This window comes from Paucibacter aquatile (assembly GCF_002885975.1).
Classification (GTDB): Bacteria; Pseudomonadota; Gammaproteobacteria; order Burkholderiales; family Burkholderiaceae_C; genus Paucibacter_A; species Paucibacter_A aquatilis.
Genome location: NZ_POSP01000003.1, coordinates 1,193,230 through 1,207,497 on the forward strand (window position 1 = coordinate 1,193,230; position 14,268 = coordinate 1,207,497).

General features: G+C 65.3%; 12 protein-coding genes and 1 tRNA gene. 6 read left to right on the plus strand and 7 right to left on the minus strand.

Annotated elements, in window-relative coordinates:
• Window positions 1-229 precede the first annotated feature (229 nt).
• Together C1O66_RS08365 and C1O66_RS08370 are read left to right on the plus strand one after the other, a co-directional pair.
• Window positions 230-1,069: an IclR family transcriptional regulator gene (locus C1O66_RS08365; protein ID WP_102767456.1), complete on the plus strand. Its 840-nt coding sequence runs from the start codon at window positions 230-232 to the stop codon at window positions 1,067-1,069.
• A 144-nt stretch (window positions 1,070-1,213) separates the two neighbouring features.
• On the plus strand, window positions 1,214-2,032 hold the full coding sequence (locus C1O66_RS08370; RefSeq protein ID WP_102767457.1) for an EAL domain-containing protein: 819 nt from the start codon (window positions 1,214-1,216) through the stop codon (window positions 2,030-2,032).
• Window positions 2,033-2,047: 15 nt separating this feature from the next.
• Here C1O66_RS08370 and C1O66_RS08375 read toward each other — a convergent pair whose 3' ends face one another.
• The 4 genes from C1O66_RS08375 to C1O66_RS08390 all read right to left on the minus strand — a co-directional run bounded on the left by C1O66_RS08375 (window position 2,048) and on the right by C1O66_RS08390 (window position 6,630).
• Window positions 2,048-2,728 (minus strand): N-acyl amino acid synthase FeeM domain-containing protein, encoded by a 681-nt coding sequence (locus C1O66_RS08375; RefSeq protein WP_102767458.1) that lies wholly within the window; start codon window positions 2,726-2,728, stop codon window positions 2,048-2,050.
• A 260-nt stretch (window positions 2,729-2,988) separates the two neighbouring features.
• Window positions 2,989-4,383 (minus strand): lyase family protein, encoded by a 1,395-nt coding sequence (locus C1O66_RS08380; protein WP_243392744.1) that lies wholly within the window; start codon window positions 4,381-4,383, stop codon window positions 2,989-2,991.
• A 198-nt stretch (window positions 4,384-4,581) separates the two neighbouring features.
• Window positions 4,582-5,331 (minus strand): SapC family protein, encoded by a 750-nt coding sequence (locus C1O66_RS08385; RefSeq protein ID WP_102767460.1) that lies wholly within the window; start codon window positions 5,329-5,331, stop codon window positions 4,582-4,584.
• On the minus strand, window positions 5,332-6,630 hold the full coding sequence (locus C1O66_RS08390; protein ID WP_102767461.1) for a hemolysin family protein: 1,299 nt from the start codon (window positions 6,628-6,630) through the stop codon (window positions 5,332-5,334).
• Between the two features lie 105 nt (window positions 6,631-6,735).
• Between C1O66_RS08390 and C1O66_RS08395 the strand changes: the two genes are divergently transcribed.
• A complete protein-coding gene (locus tag C1O66_RS08395) occupies window positions 6,736-7,560 on the plus strand; it encodes a symmetrical bis(5'-nucleosyl)-tetraphosphatase (RefSeq protein WP_102767462.1) in 825 nt (274 codons plus the stop codon).
• Between the two features lie 54 nt (window positions 7,561-7,614).
• Window positions 7,615-7,704 (plus strand) — tRNA-Ser (locus C1O66_RS08400).
• Window positions 7,705-8,394: 690 nt separating this feature from the next.
• Here the strand turns inward: C1O66_RS08400 and C1O66_RS08405 are convergent.
• The 3 genes from C1O66_RS08405 to C1O66_RS08415 all read right to left on the minus strand — a co-directional run bounded on the left by C1O66_RS08405 (window position 8,395) and on the right by C1O66_RS08415 (window position 11,634).
• The gene (locus C1O66_RS08405) at window positions 8,395-9,783 is read right to left on the minus strand and encodes a transposase (protein WP_102769448.1); all 1,389 of its coding nucleotides are present in this window, start codon (window positions 9,781-9,783) and stop codon (window positions 8,395-8,397) included.
• A gap of 389 nt (window positions 9,784-10,172) precedes the next feature.
• Window positions 10,173-11,219: an FAD:protein FMN transferase gene (locus C1O66_RS08410; RefSeq protein WP_102767463.1), complete on the minus strand. Its 1,047-nt coding sequence runs from the start codon at window positions 11,217-11,219 to the stop codon at window positions 10,173-10,175.
• Between the two features lie 10 nt (window positions 11,220-11,229).
• Window positions 11,230-11,634, minus strand: coding sequence for a c-type cytochrome (locus C1O66_RS08415; RefSeq protein WP_102767464.1), 405 nt, complete (start codon window positions 11,632-11,634; stop codon window positions 11,230-11,232).
• Window positions 11,635-11,835: 201 nt separating this feature from the next.
• On the opposite strand from C1O66_RS08415, the gene C1O66_RS08420 reads away from it, so the two are divergent.
• Complete coding sequence (locus C1O66_RS08420; protein ID WP_102767465.1) at window positions 11,836-12,219, plus strand: DUF2946 family protein; 384 nt, start codon at window positions 11,836-11,838, stop codon at window positions 12,217-12,219.
• Between the two features lie 14 nt (window positions 12,220-12,233).
• Window positions 12,234-14,180, plus strand: coding sequence for a TAT-dependent nitrous-oxide reductase (nosZ, locus tag C1O66_RS08425; protein ID WP_102767466.1), 1,947 nt, complete (start codon window positions 12,234-12,236; stop codon window positions 14,178-14,180).
• Window positions 14,181-14,268 lie beyond the last annotated feature (88 nt).

The following is a 14,268-nucleotide window of genomic DNA, read 5'->3' on the forward strand; positions in this document are numbered from 1 at the left end:
CGCAGCGAACGGAGGGAGTTTGGCGCCGCTGAGCCGCGGAGTGAGCAGCGAGGGAAGTCGGCTCGCAGAGCCGACCCGCGAACCATGAGCCCGGCGGCGGGCCGAGACACCGCAGCGAGAACGATCAATCAAGACAGTGGAAGCCTGCAATGCGCCGATACGCGCCCCTTGCCCAACAGGAAGAATCGCTTCCGAGCTCAGCCCCGCGCTTCGGTTCTAATCTGCCGCCATGGCCTCGCACCGAAAAAACGCACCCAACGACAACGACAGCAGCGACACGCTCGAAACCGCCCCCGAGCGCGGCCCGCGTGGCATCCAGAGCATCGAGGTTGGCGGGCAGTTGCTGACCGCCCTCGCCCACCACGGCCGGCCGCTGGCTTTGAAAGATCTGGCGCGCGAGGCCGGGATGGCGCCGGCCAAAGCCCACCCCTACCTGGTCAGCTTCATCAAGCTGGGCCTGGTGGAGCAGGAGGCGCTCAGTGGCCGCTACGGCCTCGGGCCGTTGGCCCTGCAACTGGGGCTGATCAGCTTGCAGCAGTACGAGCCGGTGCGCCTGGCCACGCCGCGGATTGAGGAACTGGCCCAGGCGCTGAACCTGACCGTGGCCATCGCCGTCTGGGGCAACCGCGGGCCCACCATCGTGCGGGTGGCCGAGGCGCCCAGCCCCGTGCACATCAGCATGCGCCATGGGACGGTGATGAGTTTGCGCGGCACGGCCTCGGGCCTGCTCTTTGCCGCCCATCTGCCGGAGGCGCAGGTGCAGGCCGCGCTGGATCTGGAGCCTGAGGCCACGCCCTGCCCGGGCCTGGCCGAGATGCAGGCGGAGTTGGCGCTGATCCGCGAAGCCGGCCTGGCCCGCGCGCAAGACGCAGTGGTGGCCGGCGTCAGCGCCCTCGCCGCACCGGTGTTCGACGACCAAGGCCGCATGGTCCTGAGCCTCACCGCCATTGGCCCCAGCCGCAGCTTCAGTCTCGCGGCAGATGGCCTGCCCGCGCGCAGCCTGAGGCGCGCGGCCGAAGACATCTCTCGCCAGTTGGGGTCACGAGCAAGCGGCTCAGTCAGCACCTGACGCATACGACAAGGAGCACCCGAACATCCCCCGGTTCTCGCTACCATGGCTGGTGCGCCCTGAACCACGGCTCGGGCGGTGTCAGCGAGTGGCAAACCGATTGACGATGGGTCGCCGCGGCGATCCGCTCCCCCACGAGGCTTTATGAGCGAAAGCACTTCCTTCCCCATATCGGCCACCCATTTCGGTGATTTGGATGAGGCCGCCTGCGATGGCTGCCAGGGCGAGGGACGGCAGCTGGGTTTTGAGTTCAGTTACGCCTTTCAGCCCATCGTCGACCTGCGCGTTGGCAGCATCTATGCCTACGAAGCCCTGGTGCGCGGGCCGAATGGTGAATCGGCCGGCTGCGTGCTGGCCCAGGTCACCGATCACAACCGTTATCGCTTCGACCAGGCCTGCCGCGTCAAGGCCATCAAGGACGCCGTGCGCCTGGGCCTGGGCGAGCTGCCCGAGACGCGGCTGTCGATCAATTTCCTACCCAATGCCGTCTACCGGCCCGAGGCCTGCATCCGCACCACCCTGGCCGCGGCGCGCAGCCAGGGCCTGCCGCTGGAGCGCATCATTTTTGAAACCACCGAGGGCGAGCGGGTCGGCGACGGCCGTTGGTATGCAGAAGTGATGAGCGAGTACCGCCGCATTGGTTTCCTCAACGCGATCGACGACTTCGGCGCCGGCTACGCCGGCCTGGCCTTGCTGGCCGACTTCCAGCCCGACCTGATCAAGCTGGACATGGGCTTGCTGCGCGACGTCGACAGCCACCGCCCGCGCCAGCACATCATCAAAGCCGTGCTGGACCTGTGCCGAGAAATGGGCGTGCAGGTGATTGCCGAAGGCGTGGAAACACTCGCCGAGCGCGACTGGCTCTGGCAGCAAGGCGCGCGCCTGATGCAGGGCTATCTGTTCGCGCGGCCAGCGTTCCAACGGCTGGTGCCGGCTGATGAGATCGAGGCGCTGCTGCGCTGAGCGCCGCTCGAAATCTCAGTTACGCAGCTTGCGCAGCAGGGCCGCTTCCTCGGCCTCGCCGTAGAAGCAGGGATACAGCGAGCGCGTCTCGACCACCCGCTCGGGCTGGCCGCCCAGACGCGCGATCTGCTCGCGGGCATGAAGCAGATCCAGACTCATCAGCACGGCCGGCGCCTGCACGCGCGGGTTCAGGCGCGCCTCCGAGCGCGCCTCAAAGCCCAGCATGCGTTTGTAGAACGGCACATGGCGCGGGTTGACCTCGATCACCAGCAGATCGCAGGCCGCCAGGCGATGGGCATGCAGATAAGCCAGGTGAAACAGATGCGCCAGCAGCTGCTTGTTGTCGCTGACTTGATGATCCAGTGCCAGACGTCCGAACTCGCACAGATTGGCGCCACTCGCCCGCAAGGCGGCCAATTCCTCAGGGAATACGCGATCGGCCGCCAGACCCACCTCGGCGCTGTCCAGGCGCACCGCGATGGTGCCCACGGTACTGACGCCCTGAAAGGCCGAGCAGATGGTGGCGCCACCTTCGCTGTGGGTACTCAGGTCCTGGCACAAATAGCCGCGCTCGGCATAACGCCGGGCCACCAGGCTGCAAGCACTCAGGCGCGAGCTGTCATGGCGCACGGTGTCCAGGCGCAATGCGCCCGCCCAGGCCGGGCTCAAGTCCGTGCATGTTTCGATGGCCGTCATCTGTACTGCTCTCAGGTCGTCAACCATCTGGATCCAGCACTCGGACATCGAGGCCGGGAACCAGCGAGGCGCCAGTCTAATGAGCTCGAATGCGAAAAATTCACAGCCAAGCACGGGACTTACACCAATCTCATGCACTTACTTTCTGACACCGGCCCAGCATCCAGCTCATGCGGCCCGCCAGGCCGCCCCAGCGCTGGCGAGGCGGCCGCTTGAGTCCGAGCTGCCAGGTCCATGCCCAGCTGGCGCCGCGCGCGGTTTCACCAATGAGGGTGGTCAGACAAGGCCGCCCAGTGCTGACGCGCCGCCACCAGCACCGCATCCAGGCGTCGATCGGCCTGGGCCGCGGCGGCATCAATGTTGAAATGCGCCGCCAGCGTGCCGGCGTCGATACGGCCGCGCAAGCGCACATCCTCCTGGCATCGAGATTGCGCCAGGGCCAACAGCCCGTCGCCACCGGGCGCCACCTGGTGGCACAGCTGCTCCACCAAGCGGTGTGCGGGCTCGCGACCCATCACAGGAATCAAGCACAGCGTCAACGCTTCGGCGAACACCAGCTCCTGCTGCGCCTCGATCTGCTCCCGCATGCGGCCAGGAAAGACGCGCAATCCTTGCGCGCCCTGAGCCAAGGCTCGGGTGGCGCCATGCGCATGCAGAAGCAGGCCGCTCATCTCGGCCAGCTCCGCATGCCAGCCGCCCAGACCGCGCTCCAACTCCTGCGGCATGCTGGCCAGCAGGCCGGCCACGCGCTGGGGCGCGCGCTCGGCTGCGGCCAGGGCACGCAGCAAGGCCACGGGGTTGTTCTTGTGCGGCATGACGCTGCTGGCGCTGCGCTTGAAGCCGCGGCCAGGCTCGCTGGCATTGGCTGTGGCCGGGCTGCCAGGTTCCGGCTGACGCTCGGCCATCTCGGCAATCTCCGGCTGGCACAGCCAGGCCAGATCGCGCGCCAGCTTGCCCAGGGCCCCGCACAGAATGCCCAGCTCCGCGCCCAGGCGCACCATGCGGTCCCGCTGGGTGTGCCAGGGCATGGCCGCCTGTGGCAGCTTGAGCTCGGCCGCGAGCGCGGCGCTCACCGCCTCGGCCTGATCGCCCAACATGCCCAGGGTGCCTACCGCGCCGCCGTACTGCAGCTGCAAGGCAGCATCGGCCGTCTCACGCAAGGCCTGGGCGCTGCGCAGCAGGGGTTGTATCCAGTTGAGCAAGCGATGGCGCAGGCTGCTGACCTGGGCCGGCTGCATCAAGGTGCGCGCCAGCACTGGCACGGCCGGGTGCGCCTCGGCCAGATCCAGCAAATGGCCGAGCAGCTGCAGCAGATCGTCTTCGATCAGCCCCAGGCTGCGGCGCAGCAGCAAGGCCATGGCGCTGTCCACCATGTCCTGGCTGGTACTGCCCCAGTGCACATAGCCGGCGGCCACGGGGTCGAACAAGCCCACGGTTTCCGCCAGCTTCTGCACCACAGGCAGGGCCAGGCTGCCCGCTGGCACGCTGGCCTGGATCAGGGCCGGCACGTCATACAACTCGACCCGGCAGAGGCTGGCTATCGCCTGCGCCGCCGGCAAGGGAATGACGCCGCAGCGCCCCTGCGCGCGCGCGAGGGCCGCCTCGAAATCCATCAATCGCTGCACCACGCTGGCCGGCTCCAACAGAGCCAGCATCTCAGGGGTGGACAAAAAGCCTTCAAACACCAAGACCGACATCGACTACAAGCCCGGAAGGATTTTTGTGTGGCCGCATCGTAGCCAGGGCCCCAAAAGAAAACAGCTCCTGCAAACCCGCAGCGGGTTTGTCAGGAGCTGCAGCGGCGGCCAGTCAGTGCAGGCTGGCCGTCAGGCCGATCGAAGACCTTGAAGGTCTCAGGCGGCGGCGCTGGTGTGCTGAACCGCCAGGCGGCTCATATTGCCCATGGAGACGCGGTGCATCTCCAGCAGGGCCAGCAGGCCGTTGCGGTGCAGTTGCACGACCTTGTCATCGGGCAACTCAGCCAGCTTTTGCTCGTCCACGGCCATGAAGCCTTCAACATCCAGCTTTTCGCCATTGCCCAGGGTGGCTTCGAAGCGCATGTCGCGCAACAGGTCCAGCTCCACCAAGTGGGCGCAGATGGCGCGGGTGCGCTCGGACTCTTGCTCGAAGCTTTCCAGGAAGTTCTTGGCGTTCAGCAGGAACTCGGTCGGCTGGCCGTCTTCGGCAAACAGGGAGTTGCCTTCAGTCTCGGAGAAACCGGGCCATTCGCTGTCAAAGCACAGGGCGATCTGCTCTTCGTTCTGGTCCAGACGGGCCATGGCGAAGGGGTAGCGGCGCAGGAAGGCCGGCACGTAGTTGCCGGTCCACTTGCCGTCCTTGATGAACAGATTGGTGGCGGGCTTCAGGCCCAGCACGGCCAGCGGCGCCACGGCTTGCTTGGAGCCGTCGGTCGGGGTTTCGCCGACGCGCACGAACACGATCGGGTATTCCTTGCAGGCTTCGGCGAACTCGACCGCTGCCAGGAACAGCGAGTTCTGGCCGACCACGCGCTCCACGGTCGACAGGTCCGTCTTCAGACGCAGCTTCTTGTGGGCCTCGCGGTCCAGGGGCACCAGATTCCCATACAGCGGGGGTGTACTCATTTACTCTTCTCCATCTACTGCCAGTCGACTGACCAGCACTTTGTCCACACGCTTGCCATCGAGGTCCACGACCTCGAATCTCCAGGCGTTCCACTCCACCACATCGGCCGTGCGCGGCAAGCGCCCCAGCAACAGCATGATCATGCCGGCCAGGGTGTTGTAGCGCCCACGGTCTTCTTCGGGCAGTTCCTTGAGCTCCAGGCGGTCTTTCAGCTCGGGCACGGGGATCAGGCCATCAAGCAGCCAGCTCCCGTCCTCGCGTTGCACCGCCCAGGCATCACCATCACCGGGCGCATTGAACTCGCCCGCGATCGCTTCCAGCACGTCGCGCACAGAGATCACGCCCTGCACCTCGCCGTATTCATCCACCACAAACACCAGGGGCGCGTCCGAGGCCCGGAAGTGCTCCAGCAACTCCATGCCCGAGAGCGTCTCCGGCACAAACACCGGCTGCTCCAGGTCCTGCACCAGGGCCAGCTCTTCGCCGCTGAGGGCACGCTGCAGCAGCGCCTGGGCCGACACCACGCCCAGCACCTCGCTGAGGTCGCCACGGCAGACCGGGTAGCGGCTGTAGCCATGAGCGCGCAGCACGGCCAGCACCTGCTCGGGCGAATCGTCGGCGTCAAGCCAGGCGATCTCGGCGCGCGGAATCATCATCGAGCCGATCTCGCGCTCATCCAGGCGGAAGACATTGCGCACCATCTGGTGCTCATGCTCCTCAATCACGCCGGCGTCCAGACCCTCTTCCAGGCTGGCGGCAATTTCCTCTTCGGTCACCCCGCGCTGGGCGCGGCCGCGCAGGCCGATCAGCCCCAAGGTGGTTTCGGTGAAAAAGGTCAGCAAACGCACCAGCGGCTGCACCGTCAGCGACAGCAGGTTCATGGGCGGCGCGACCAGGCGAGCCACCGTCTCAGGGTAGATCTGACCGATACGCTTGGGCACCAGTTCGCCGAACACAATGGTCAGCACGGTCAGGATCACCACCACCAGGCCGGTGGCTGACAACTCTGCCGCACGCTGGGGCAACTCGAATGTGGCAATCAACCAGGCCGACAAGGGGCCAGAAAAAGCCGCTTCACCGACGATACCGTTGAGCACACCGATCGAGGTGATACCGATCTGAACGGTGGACAGGAACTTGGTCGGGTTGTCATGCAAGTCCATGGCCGCTTGCGCGCCACCCTCGCCGCTTTCGACCATCACTTGCAAACGCGCCTTGCGGCTGGCCGTCAAAGCCATCTCCGACATCGCAAACAAGCCGTTGAGCAGAATCAGAAAGAGAACGAGCGCGGTATCCATTGAAGGCGCTGCAACCAAGGGTCTACCCTGATTCGAGCGCGGGCGATTGCAAGAGGCCGCAAGCGTAGCAGAAGCGTTTGACAGCGAAGGCAGCACAATCCCGCAATGAACTACCTCATTGGAGACCTGCAGGGCTGTTGCGACGCGCTCGAGCGCCTGCTGAAGACGATCGATTTCTCGCCCTCGCGCGACCAACTCTACTTTCTCGGCGACCTGGTCAACCGCGGCCCGGCCTCGCTGAGAACCCTGCGCCGCCTCAGCGGCCTGGGGGCTGCGGCCACCTGCTTGCTGGGCAACCATGACCTGCACCTGCTGGCCGTGGCGCATGGTGCGCGCAAGGTCTCCAAGGGCGACACTCTGAACGACATCCTCGACGCCCCCGACCGCCCTGCCCTGCTCGACTGGCTGCGCCAGCAGCGCCTGGCGGTGCAGGCCCAGGGTTGGCTGATGGTGCATGCCGGCGTGCTGCCCGACTGGAGCGTGGCCCAAACCCTGAGCCTGGCCGCCGAGGTGGAAGCCCTGCTGCGCGGCCCGGACCTGGCCGAGTTCCTGCCGCAGATGTACGGCAACGAGCCCGACCGCTGGAGTGAGGACCTGCTCGGCCCCGAACGCCTGCGCCTCATCATCAACGCCCTGACCCGACTGCGCTTTTGCGACGCCGAGGGCCGCATGGACCTCAAGACCAAGGGCGACAGCGCCAGCGCCCCGCCCGGCTGGCTGCCCTGGTTCGACGCCCCGGGCCGCCGCAGCGCTGGCCAGCCCATCGCCTTTGGCCACTGGTCCACCCTGGGCCTGCTGCAACGCCCTGATCTGCTGGCCCTGGACACCGGCTGCATCTGGGGCGGCCAACTCAGCGCCGCCCGTGTCGAACATGGCCGCTGCCTGGAACTGATCCAAGTGCAATGCGAGCAGGCTCAGAAGCCGGGCTGATCCCGACATTGCAGCTAGAATGCGAGTCCGCCGCAACACCCGCACAAAAATCCTGGAAGCTTGGCCGAGCGGTTTAAGGCACCGGTCTTGAAAACCGGCGAGGGTTTATCCCCTCCGTGAGTTCGAATCTCACAGCTTCCGCCAATTAAAAAGGCCTGCTTGAAGAAGCATGCGACTTGAAACATTGGATTGCACCAAGTGCAAGCCTTAAGTTCACTTCACAGATGCAAGCCTTATGTTCAACAGCCCCGTCAGGGGCTGTTTTTTTGGTTGCCAGAAGCAGTCGCGAGCGCCGCTTTTCGCAGGATTGAAGCTCTATATCCGCGGCGCCACTGCCAGAGCCTTTGAAGTAGGCCCCGGTCGGCTTCGAGCCAATACATCGGCCCTAGCTTGACGCCGTCGCCTCACTGTAAATGGCCGACTACCCAGGGCATTTCGCTTTAGGCCTCGCGCCCAGCATGGTCCAGCACGATGCCTTGCAACTAGCGCCACGCCTTCCCCACGACCTAGCCTAGATCTACGAAGCCTTACGAGCCGCGGCGACATCTGAAGAAAATCCGGACGCTCATGGACACAAGCTTCGCCCTTCGTAGAGTCGAACGCGCTTGACACGGCATTCAAGTGTGCAGCCAGACCGAATAGCCGCTATGCAGCGGTTGCAGCCGGTCGCGGCCTGCGTGCCTACGACAGCAAAGTGCCTATTCTGTTGAAAAAGTCGCTGATCGGCTCGAAGGCGACGTTGCGGAAGGGAAGGCGAAGGCGCTCAACTCACCTTTTCTTCGTCTGAACCAGGTCTTTCGACCCGGTTTTGAGGTTAATCGATGGGGTTTCGCCTCAAGCGGGCGTAGCTGTGCCTTGAGTTGGTGGACCTTGCGGCACCCGCATCGCCAAACGACGCAGGTTTTGTACTGCCGCAGCCATCGTGAACTCGTCCATCGCGCCACTAAGTCCTCGCAGGCGCAAGCGATCCAGCCGCAGGATTCGCTTCAGGTGGGCAAACAGCATTTCCACCTTCTTGCGTTGGCAACGTGAGCGCTCGTACTGTTCGGTGGTGGCAATCTTGCGCCCTACGTCCCGTGCGGCTTCGTGAACGCTGCGAACGATCTTGCGCATAGGGGTGGTGGGGCAGCAGCGCTGCTTCTCGGGGCAGTTGGCGCAATCTTGTTGGCTCGCACGGTAAATCACAGTGTCGGCCTTGGTGATGTGACTGCGCTCAATCTTGAAGACTCGCCACTGGCTGCGCAGCGGGCGACCTTGTGGGCAGGTGTATTCCTTGGCCTGCTCGTCCCAAGTGAACTCGTTGCTTGAGAGCGTGCCGTCATCGCGCTGCGTGCGATCCCAGACGGGCACATGGGGTTCGATGCCCTTTTCGTCCACCATCCAACTCAGCATGGGCGCCGTGCCGTAGGCCGTGTCGCCGATCAACCGCTCGGGCTTGAGGCCGAACTGCTCCTGCACTCGATCAACCATCAGTTTGGTCGACTCGACCTCGGCGGTGCGGTGGGCCGGCGTGGCCTGGACATCCATGATCACGCCATGCTCGGCATCGATGAGGTAATTCGTCGAGTAGGCGAAGAACGCGGGGCCGCCCGTCGCCGCCGTCCAACTTGCTTGTGGGTCGGTCAGCGAAATCTTCTTGGCTAGGACCTTGCCAAGGGCTTCGGCATCTAATCCTTCCAGGTACTCGCGCACGGCGCGTGTGCTCAGTGCTGGATCTTTCCAGTCAACCGACTCGGTGCCAGCCACACCACGCTGGCTGCTGGCATCGGCCTCCACGATGCTGGCATCTACTGCAAAGCCCTCAGCCTTGACGAGGCCGGCTGCCATACAGCGACGCACGACCTCATCGAACAACCAACGGAACACGCCGCTGTCACGGAAGCGCCCATGGCGATTCTTCGAGAAAGTGGAGTGATCGGGTACGGCGTCTTCCAGGCTCAGTCGGCAGAACCAACGGTAGGCCAAGTTCAAGTGCAACTCCTCGCACAGGCGGCGCTCGGAGCGGATGCCATAGCAGTACCCGACGACCAACATGCGCAGCATCAACTCAGGGTCGATGGACGGGCGGCCGATCTGGCTGTAATGCTCGGCCAGGTGCTCACGCAGGCCAGCGAAGTCAAGGCAGCGATCAATGCCGCGCAGCAGATGATTCTGGGGAATGTGGTCTTCGAGGTTGAACGAATAGAACAACCGATCTTGCCCGCTCGCTTGTCGTCCCATCATCTCGGCGCCCTCCAAGATTCGACCGGCTAACACTCAAATTGTACGGTGCACAAGCGGGTCGAGGTAGGGACTTTTTCAACAGAATATGCCCATTGCTGCCCCACGATTGCCAAATCCGACCAACTGCGATCAACCCGAAGCGAACCTCGCGGCGCCAGCCTTCACCCCCCCCGACTCATCGGGCTCTCCGCTGCCCGATGAGATGCAGCAGGCACTGGGAATGTATGCATACCGGGGTGGGTGCGTACTCAGCCTCGGCTGGGGCATTGAGTTGAAAAGCCCAACTCGTCAGCTCTGGGAGAAACGGCTTCTTGCAACGGCGATGGAGGTGGAACCGCGAGGCATGACACCCAAGATGCCCGTTGATCAAGGGGCAATGCGCAGACCAGCTAGCCCCAAGGACGCAGGGCTCGCTGCATGTCCGACGTGGCCCACACGGTTTGGTCGGGGTAGACCAGCAAGGCCTGCAATTCAGGAGTGCGCCCCAGATACTCGCGGCTGTAGCCGTGCCCGCCCAGCATGAAAGCCGCACCGAGGCCGTTGACCAGGTCCACATCGCGCGCCCACAAGCTGACCCCACAAGCGCCTTGGCTGGGGCGGCCGGAGCGGGGGCTGAGAATATGGTGCTGGCGCTGCCCGTCCGCGATGAAGTAGCGCTCGTAGTCGCCACTGGCCGCCAGCACGCCCTGACCTTGCAGATCGAGCACGCCGAGCACTTGCTGCGGCCGCCGCGGGTCTCGCAAGCCGACCCGCCAAGGGCGACCCTGGTTGCGGCCGCGGTAGAGCACATCGCCGCCGCCATTGATCAAGGCGTTCGCCACGCCCCAGTCTTGCAGGCGGCGCATGCCGGCCGCCAAGATCGGCAGCTTGGCCACACCGCCCAGATCCAGCGCCATGCCGGGCCGCAGCAAATGGGCACGGCCTGCAGCAGGATCCAGGCGCAGGCCAGCAGCATCCACCAAGCTGCGCTCGTGCGACAAGATGGCCTCACTCGGCACCGCCCCATGCTGACCGGGTTCGAAGCGCCAGCTCTTGAGCGCGCCAACGGTCATGTCGAACCAGCCCTCGGTGCGCCGATGCAGCGCAAGGCCGGTCTGGAGCACGGCCATCAGCTCGCCGGGCACCGCCACGGCGCTGCGCCCGGCGGCCTGGTTGATGCGGCTGAGCGCGCTCTCGGGCTCGTAGCGGCTCATCATGGCGCTCAGCCGCGCCATCTCGCCGAAGGCGCTGTCCATGGCCTCGGCCAGGAAGACAGCCGAGCCGCCCTCGGCCACCATGTCCACCCGGGTTCCAAGCAGAGGGCGCGAATCGCGGCGCTGTGCGGCCATGGCTCGCGCCGGCTGTGGCAGGGCTGCCGCCGAGGCCAGCAGCGGCAAGGCCCAGGCCAAAGCGCTGCGCCGCGACAGGGCGGCGCCAGTGAGGGCCGGTCGCTTCATGGTCGGATCCTCACTGGGACAAGGCCACCATGTGGTCGACCGCGGCCTTGACGTCCTCATCGCTCAGCGAAGCGCCGCCGCCGCGGGCCGGCATCATGCCCTTGGCACCGGTGAAGCCTTCCAGCGCGTGCTTGTAGAGCAGCTCCTTGCCCTGGGCGATGCGCGGGCCCCAGTCGGCTTTGTCGCCGGGCTTGGGTGCACCGGCCACGCCGGCCGCATGGCACATGGCGCAGGTCTTGCCGTAAATGCTCTTGCCGACGGTGTTCTCGGCCACGGCAGGCGCACTGGGCACCGGTGCCGCCACGACGGCGGGCGCTGGCGCTGGCGTCGGCTCGGCGGCCTCTTTCTTGCCGCAGGCGCTCAGCAGCACGAGCAGTCCGGCCAGCGCCAGGGTGGTATTGACAAACTTGGACATAACGAATCTTTCAGGTGGCACCAAAGCGGCGTTCTGCGCAGATTCTAGGAAGCGTGCTGCGCCGGGAGAAGGCCCGGCCAGCGATATCTGCAGCCAAGCCCGCTCTATTTGCTTTTCTTGAACCAGTTCAAGGCGTGCAGCGACCAGGGTCGGGATCATCGCTGCAAGCTTTCTGATGCCCAGCCCGATCCCCTCCGCCCCATGTGCTCCGCCACCCTCGTCCCCACCTTCAGCCGAACGCTGCGCCGCTGCGTGCTCGGCTGGCTGCTGCTGGCCATGGCGGCGGCCTGGGCGGCACCGCTGATCGAGCACGGCAGGCTGGACCTGGTCTGCTCGGGCTCCGGCCAGATGCGCCTGGTTCAACTCGGCGATGACGACGGCGCCGGCGGCAATGCCGGCAGCCCCTCGGGCCTGGACTGCCCTAACTGCCTGCTGCTGGGGCCCTTGCCCAACCCTGGCCTTTGGCAGCCAGCCATGCCGCTTGCCGGCCCCGGCCTGGCGGACGCAAGCAGGCCGCCCGCCCCTCTCACCTTCCGCGCCGCGCCGCCCCCGGCACGCGGCCCTCCGAACCCACGATTCCACTGAAGAGGACGTCCTCCATGAACGACAAGAAGAGCAAGACACCGGCCGCCATCGAACAGCCCGCACTGGGCCGCCGCCGCTTCGTCAACAGCGCCGCCTTGGCCGGCCTGACCCTCGGCGCCGTCGCTTGCAGCGACAAGCCCGGCACAACCGCTCCGGCGGCCGCCTCCGGCCCGGCGCCGGGTGGCCATGCCGCGGCAGGCAGCGGCGCCGCCAACGCAGCACATCTGAAGCCCGGTGAGCTGGACAGCTACTACGGACTCTGGAGCGGCGGCCACACCGGCGATATGCGCGTGCTGGGCCTGCCCTCGGGCCGCGAGATCACCCGCATCCCCTGCTTCGTGCCCGATGCCCTGGTCGGCTGGGGCCACACCAACGAATCCAAGAAGGTCATGGGCACCAAGGCCGACGGCAGCCTGAAGTACACCGTCGCCGACACCCACCACACCCATGCCTCCTACAAGGACGGCAACTACGACGGCCGCTACGCCTGGATCAACGACAAGATCAACAGCCGCATCGCCCGCATCCGCCTGGACTACTTCGTCTGCGACAAGATCACCGAGCTGCCCAATGTGCAGGGCTTCCACGGCATCTTCCCCGACAAGGCCGACCCGGTGGACCCGAAGATCAACTACACCACCCGCGTGTTCTGCGGCGGTGAGTTCTCCGTCCCCCTGCCCAACACGGCCGGCAACGAAGACGCGAGCACCTATCACTCGCTGTTCACCTGCGTCGATGCCGAGAGCATGGAGGTCCGCTGGCAAGTGCTGATCGACGGCAACTGCGACCTGACCGCCACCTCCTACGACGGCAAGCTGGCCGCCACCAACCAGTACAACACCGAGATGGGCGCCAAGTACGAGGACATGATGTCCTCCGAGCGCGATGCCTGCCTGTTCTTCAACATCGCCCGCATCGAGGCCGCGGTCAAGGCCGGCAAGTTCAAGACCTATGGCGACTCCAAGGTGCCGGTGGTGGACGGCACGCACGCCGCCAACAAGGACCCCAAGACCGCACTGACCGCCTACGTCTCGGTGCCCAAGAACCCGCACGGTGTCAATGCCAGCCCGGACGCCAAGTACTTCATCTGCGCCGGCAAGCTCTCGCCCACCGGCACCGTGATCGAGCTGGCCAAGGTGCTCGATTACTTCGACGGCAAGCTGGAGTCGCCGGACAAGGCCATCGTCGCCGAAGTCGAGCTGGGCCTGGGCCCCTTGCACACCGCCTTCGACGGCCGCGGCAATGCCTACACCACGCTCTTCTTGGACAGCCAGGTGGTCAAGTGGAATCTTGAGACTGCCATCAAGTTCCATGCCGGCGACAAGAGCGCCAAGTACGTGGTCGACCGCATCGATGTGCAGTACCAGCCGGGCCACCTGAACGCCAGCCAGTCGGAAACCCGCGCCGCGGACGGCAAGTACCTGGCCGTCGGTTGCAAATTCTCCAAGGACCGCTTCCTGCCGGTCGGCCCCCTGCACCCTGAGAACGAGCAGCTGATCGACATCTCGGGCGAGAAGATGGTGCTGATGGCCGACCACCCGGTGCGCGGCGAGCCGCATGACTTCATCATCTTCAAGCGCGAGTTGCTGAATCCGAAGAAGGTCTACGAACTCGACGAGTTCCCCAATGCGATCAAAGACCCCAAGGAATCGGGCGTGTTCCGCAAGGGCAACAAGGTCGAGGTCAAGATGACTTCGCAAGCCCCGGCCTTCAGCCTGCGCGAGTTCAAGCTGAAGAAGGGCGATGTGGTGACCCTGACCTTGACCAACTTGGACAAGATCGAGGATCTGACGCACGGCTTTGCCATCCCCAAGTACAACGTCAATTTCATCGTCAACCCGCAGGAAACCGCCTCGGTGACTTTCGTGGCTGACAAGCCGGGCGTGTACTGGTGCTACTGCACCCACTTCTGCCATGCCCTGCACCTCGAGATGCGCACGCGGATGATTGTTGAAGCCTGAGCGCGCACAGACCGGCGGACTCGAGCCCCGCCGATCTGAGCCCCGGCGCCCACCTGGACCTCAAACAGGCCCGGGCGCCGGACCCCTG

What these genes read in the sequence shown, in the direction of transcription:
- C1O66_RS08410 (WP_102767463.1), bottom strand. Translation starts at nt 11,219, where the DNA reads ATGAAGCGACCGGCCCTCACTGGCGCCGCCCTGTCGCGGCGCAGCGCT.
- C1O66_RS08405 (WP_102769448.1), bottom strand. Translation starts at nt 9,783, where the DNA reads ATGATGGGACGACAAGCGAGCGGGCAAGATCGGTTGTTCTATTCGTTC.
- C1O66_RS08375 (WP_102767458.1), bottom strand. Translation starts at nt 2,728, where the DNA reads ATGACGGCCATCGAAACATGCACGGACTTGAGCCCGGCCTGGGCGGGC.
- C1O66_RS08365 (WP_102767456.1), top strand. Translation starts at nt 230, where the DNA reads ATGGCCTCGCACCGAAAAAACGCACCCAACGACAACGACAGCAGCGAC.
- C1O66_RS08370 (WP_102767457.1), top strand. Translation starts at nt 1,214, where the DNA reads ATGAGCGAAAGCACTTCCTTCCCCATATCGGCCACCCATTTCGGTGAT.
- C1O66_RS08380 (WP_243392744.1), bottom strand. Translation starts at nt 4,383, where the DNA reads ATGCTGGCTCTGTTGGAGCCGGCCAGCGTGGTGCAGCGATTGATGGAT.
- C1O66_RS08385 (WP_102767460.1), bottom strand. Translation starts at nt 5,331, where the DNA reads ATGAGTACACCCCCGCTGTATGGGAATCTGGTGCCCCTGGACCGCGAG.
- C1O66_RS08420 (WP_102767465.1), top strand. Translation starts at nt 11,836, where the DNA reads ATGTGCTCCGCCACCCTCGTCCCCACCTTCAGCCGAACGCTGCGCCGC.
- C1O66_RS08390 (WP_102767461.1), bottom strand. Translation starts at nt 6,630, where the DNA reads ATGGATACCGCGCTCGTTCTCTTTCTGATTCTGCTCAACGGCTTGTTT.
- nosZ (WP_102767466.1), top strand. Translation starts at nt 12,234, where the DNA reads ATGAACGACAAGAAGAGCAAGACACCGGCCGCCATCGAACAGCCCGCA.
- C1O66_RS08395 (WP_102767462.1), top strand. Translation starts at nt 6,736, where the DNA reads ATGAACTACCTCATTGGAGACCTGCAGGGCTGTTGCGACGCGCTCGAG.
- C1O66_RS08415 (WP_102767464.1), bottom strand. Translation starts at nt 11,634, where the DNA reads ATGTCCAAGTTTGTCAATACCACCCTGGCGCTGGCCGGACTGCTCGTG.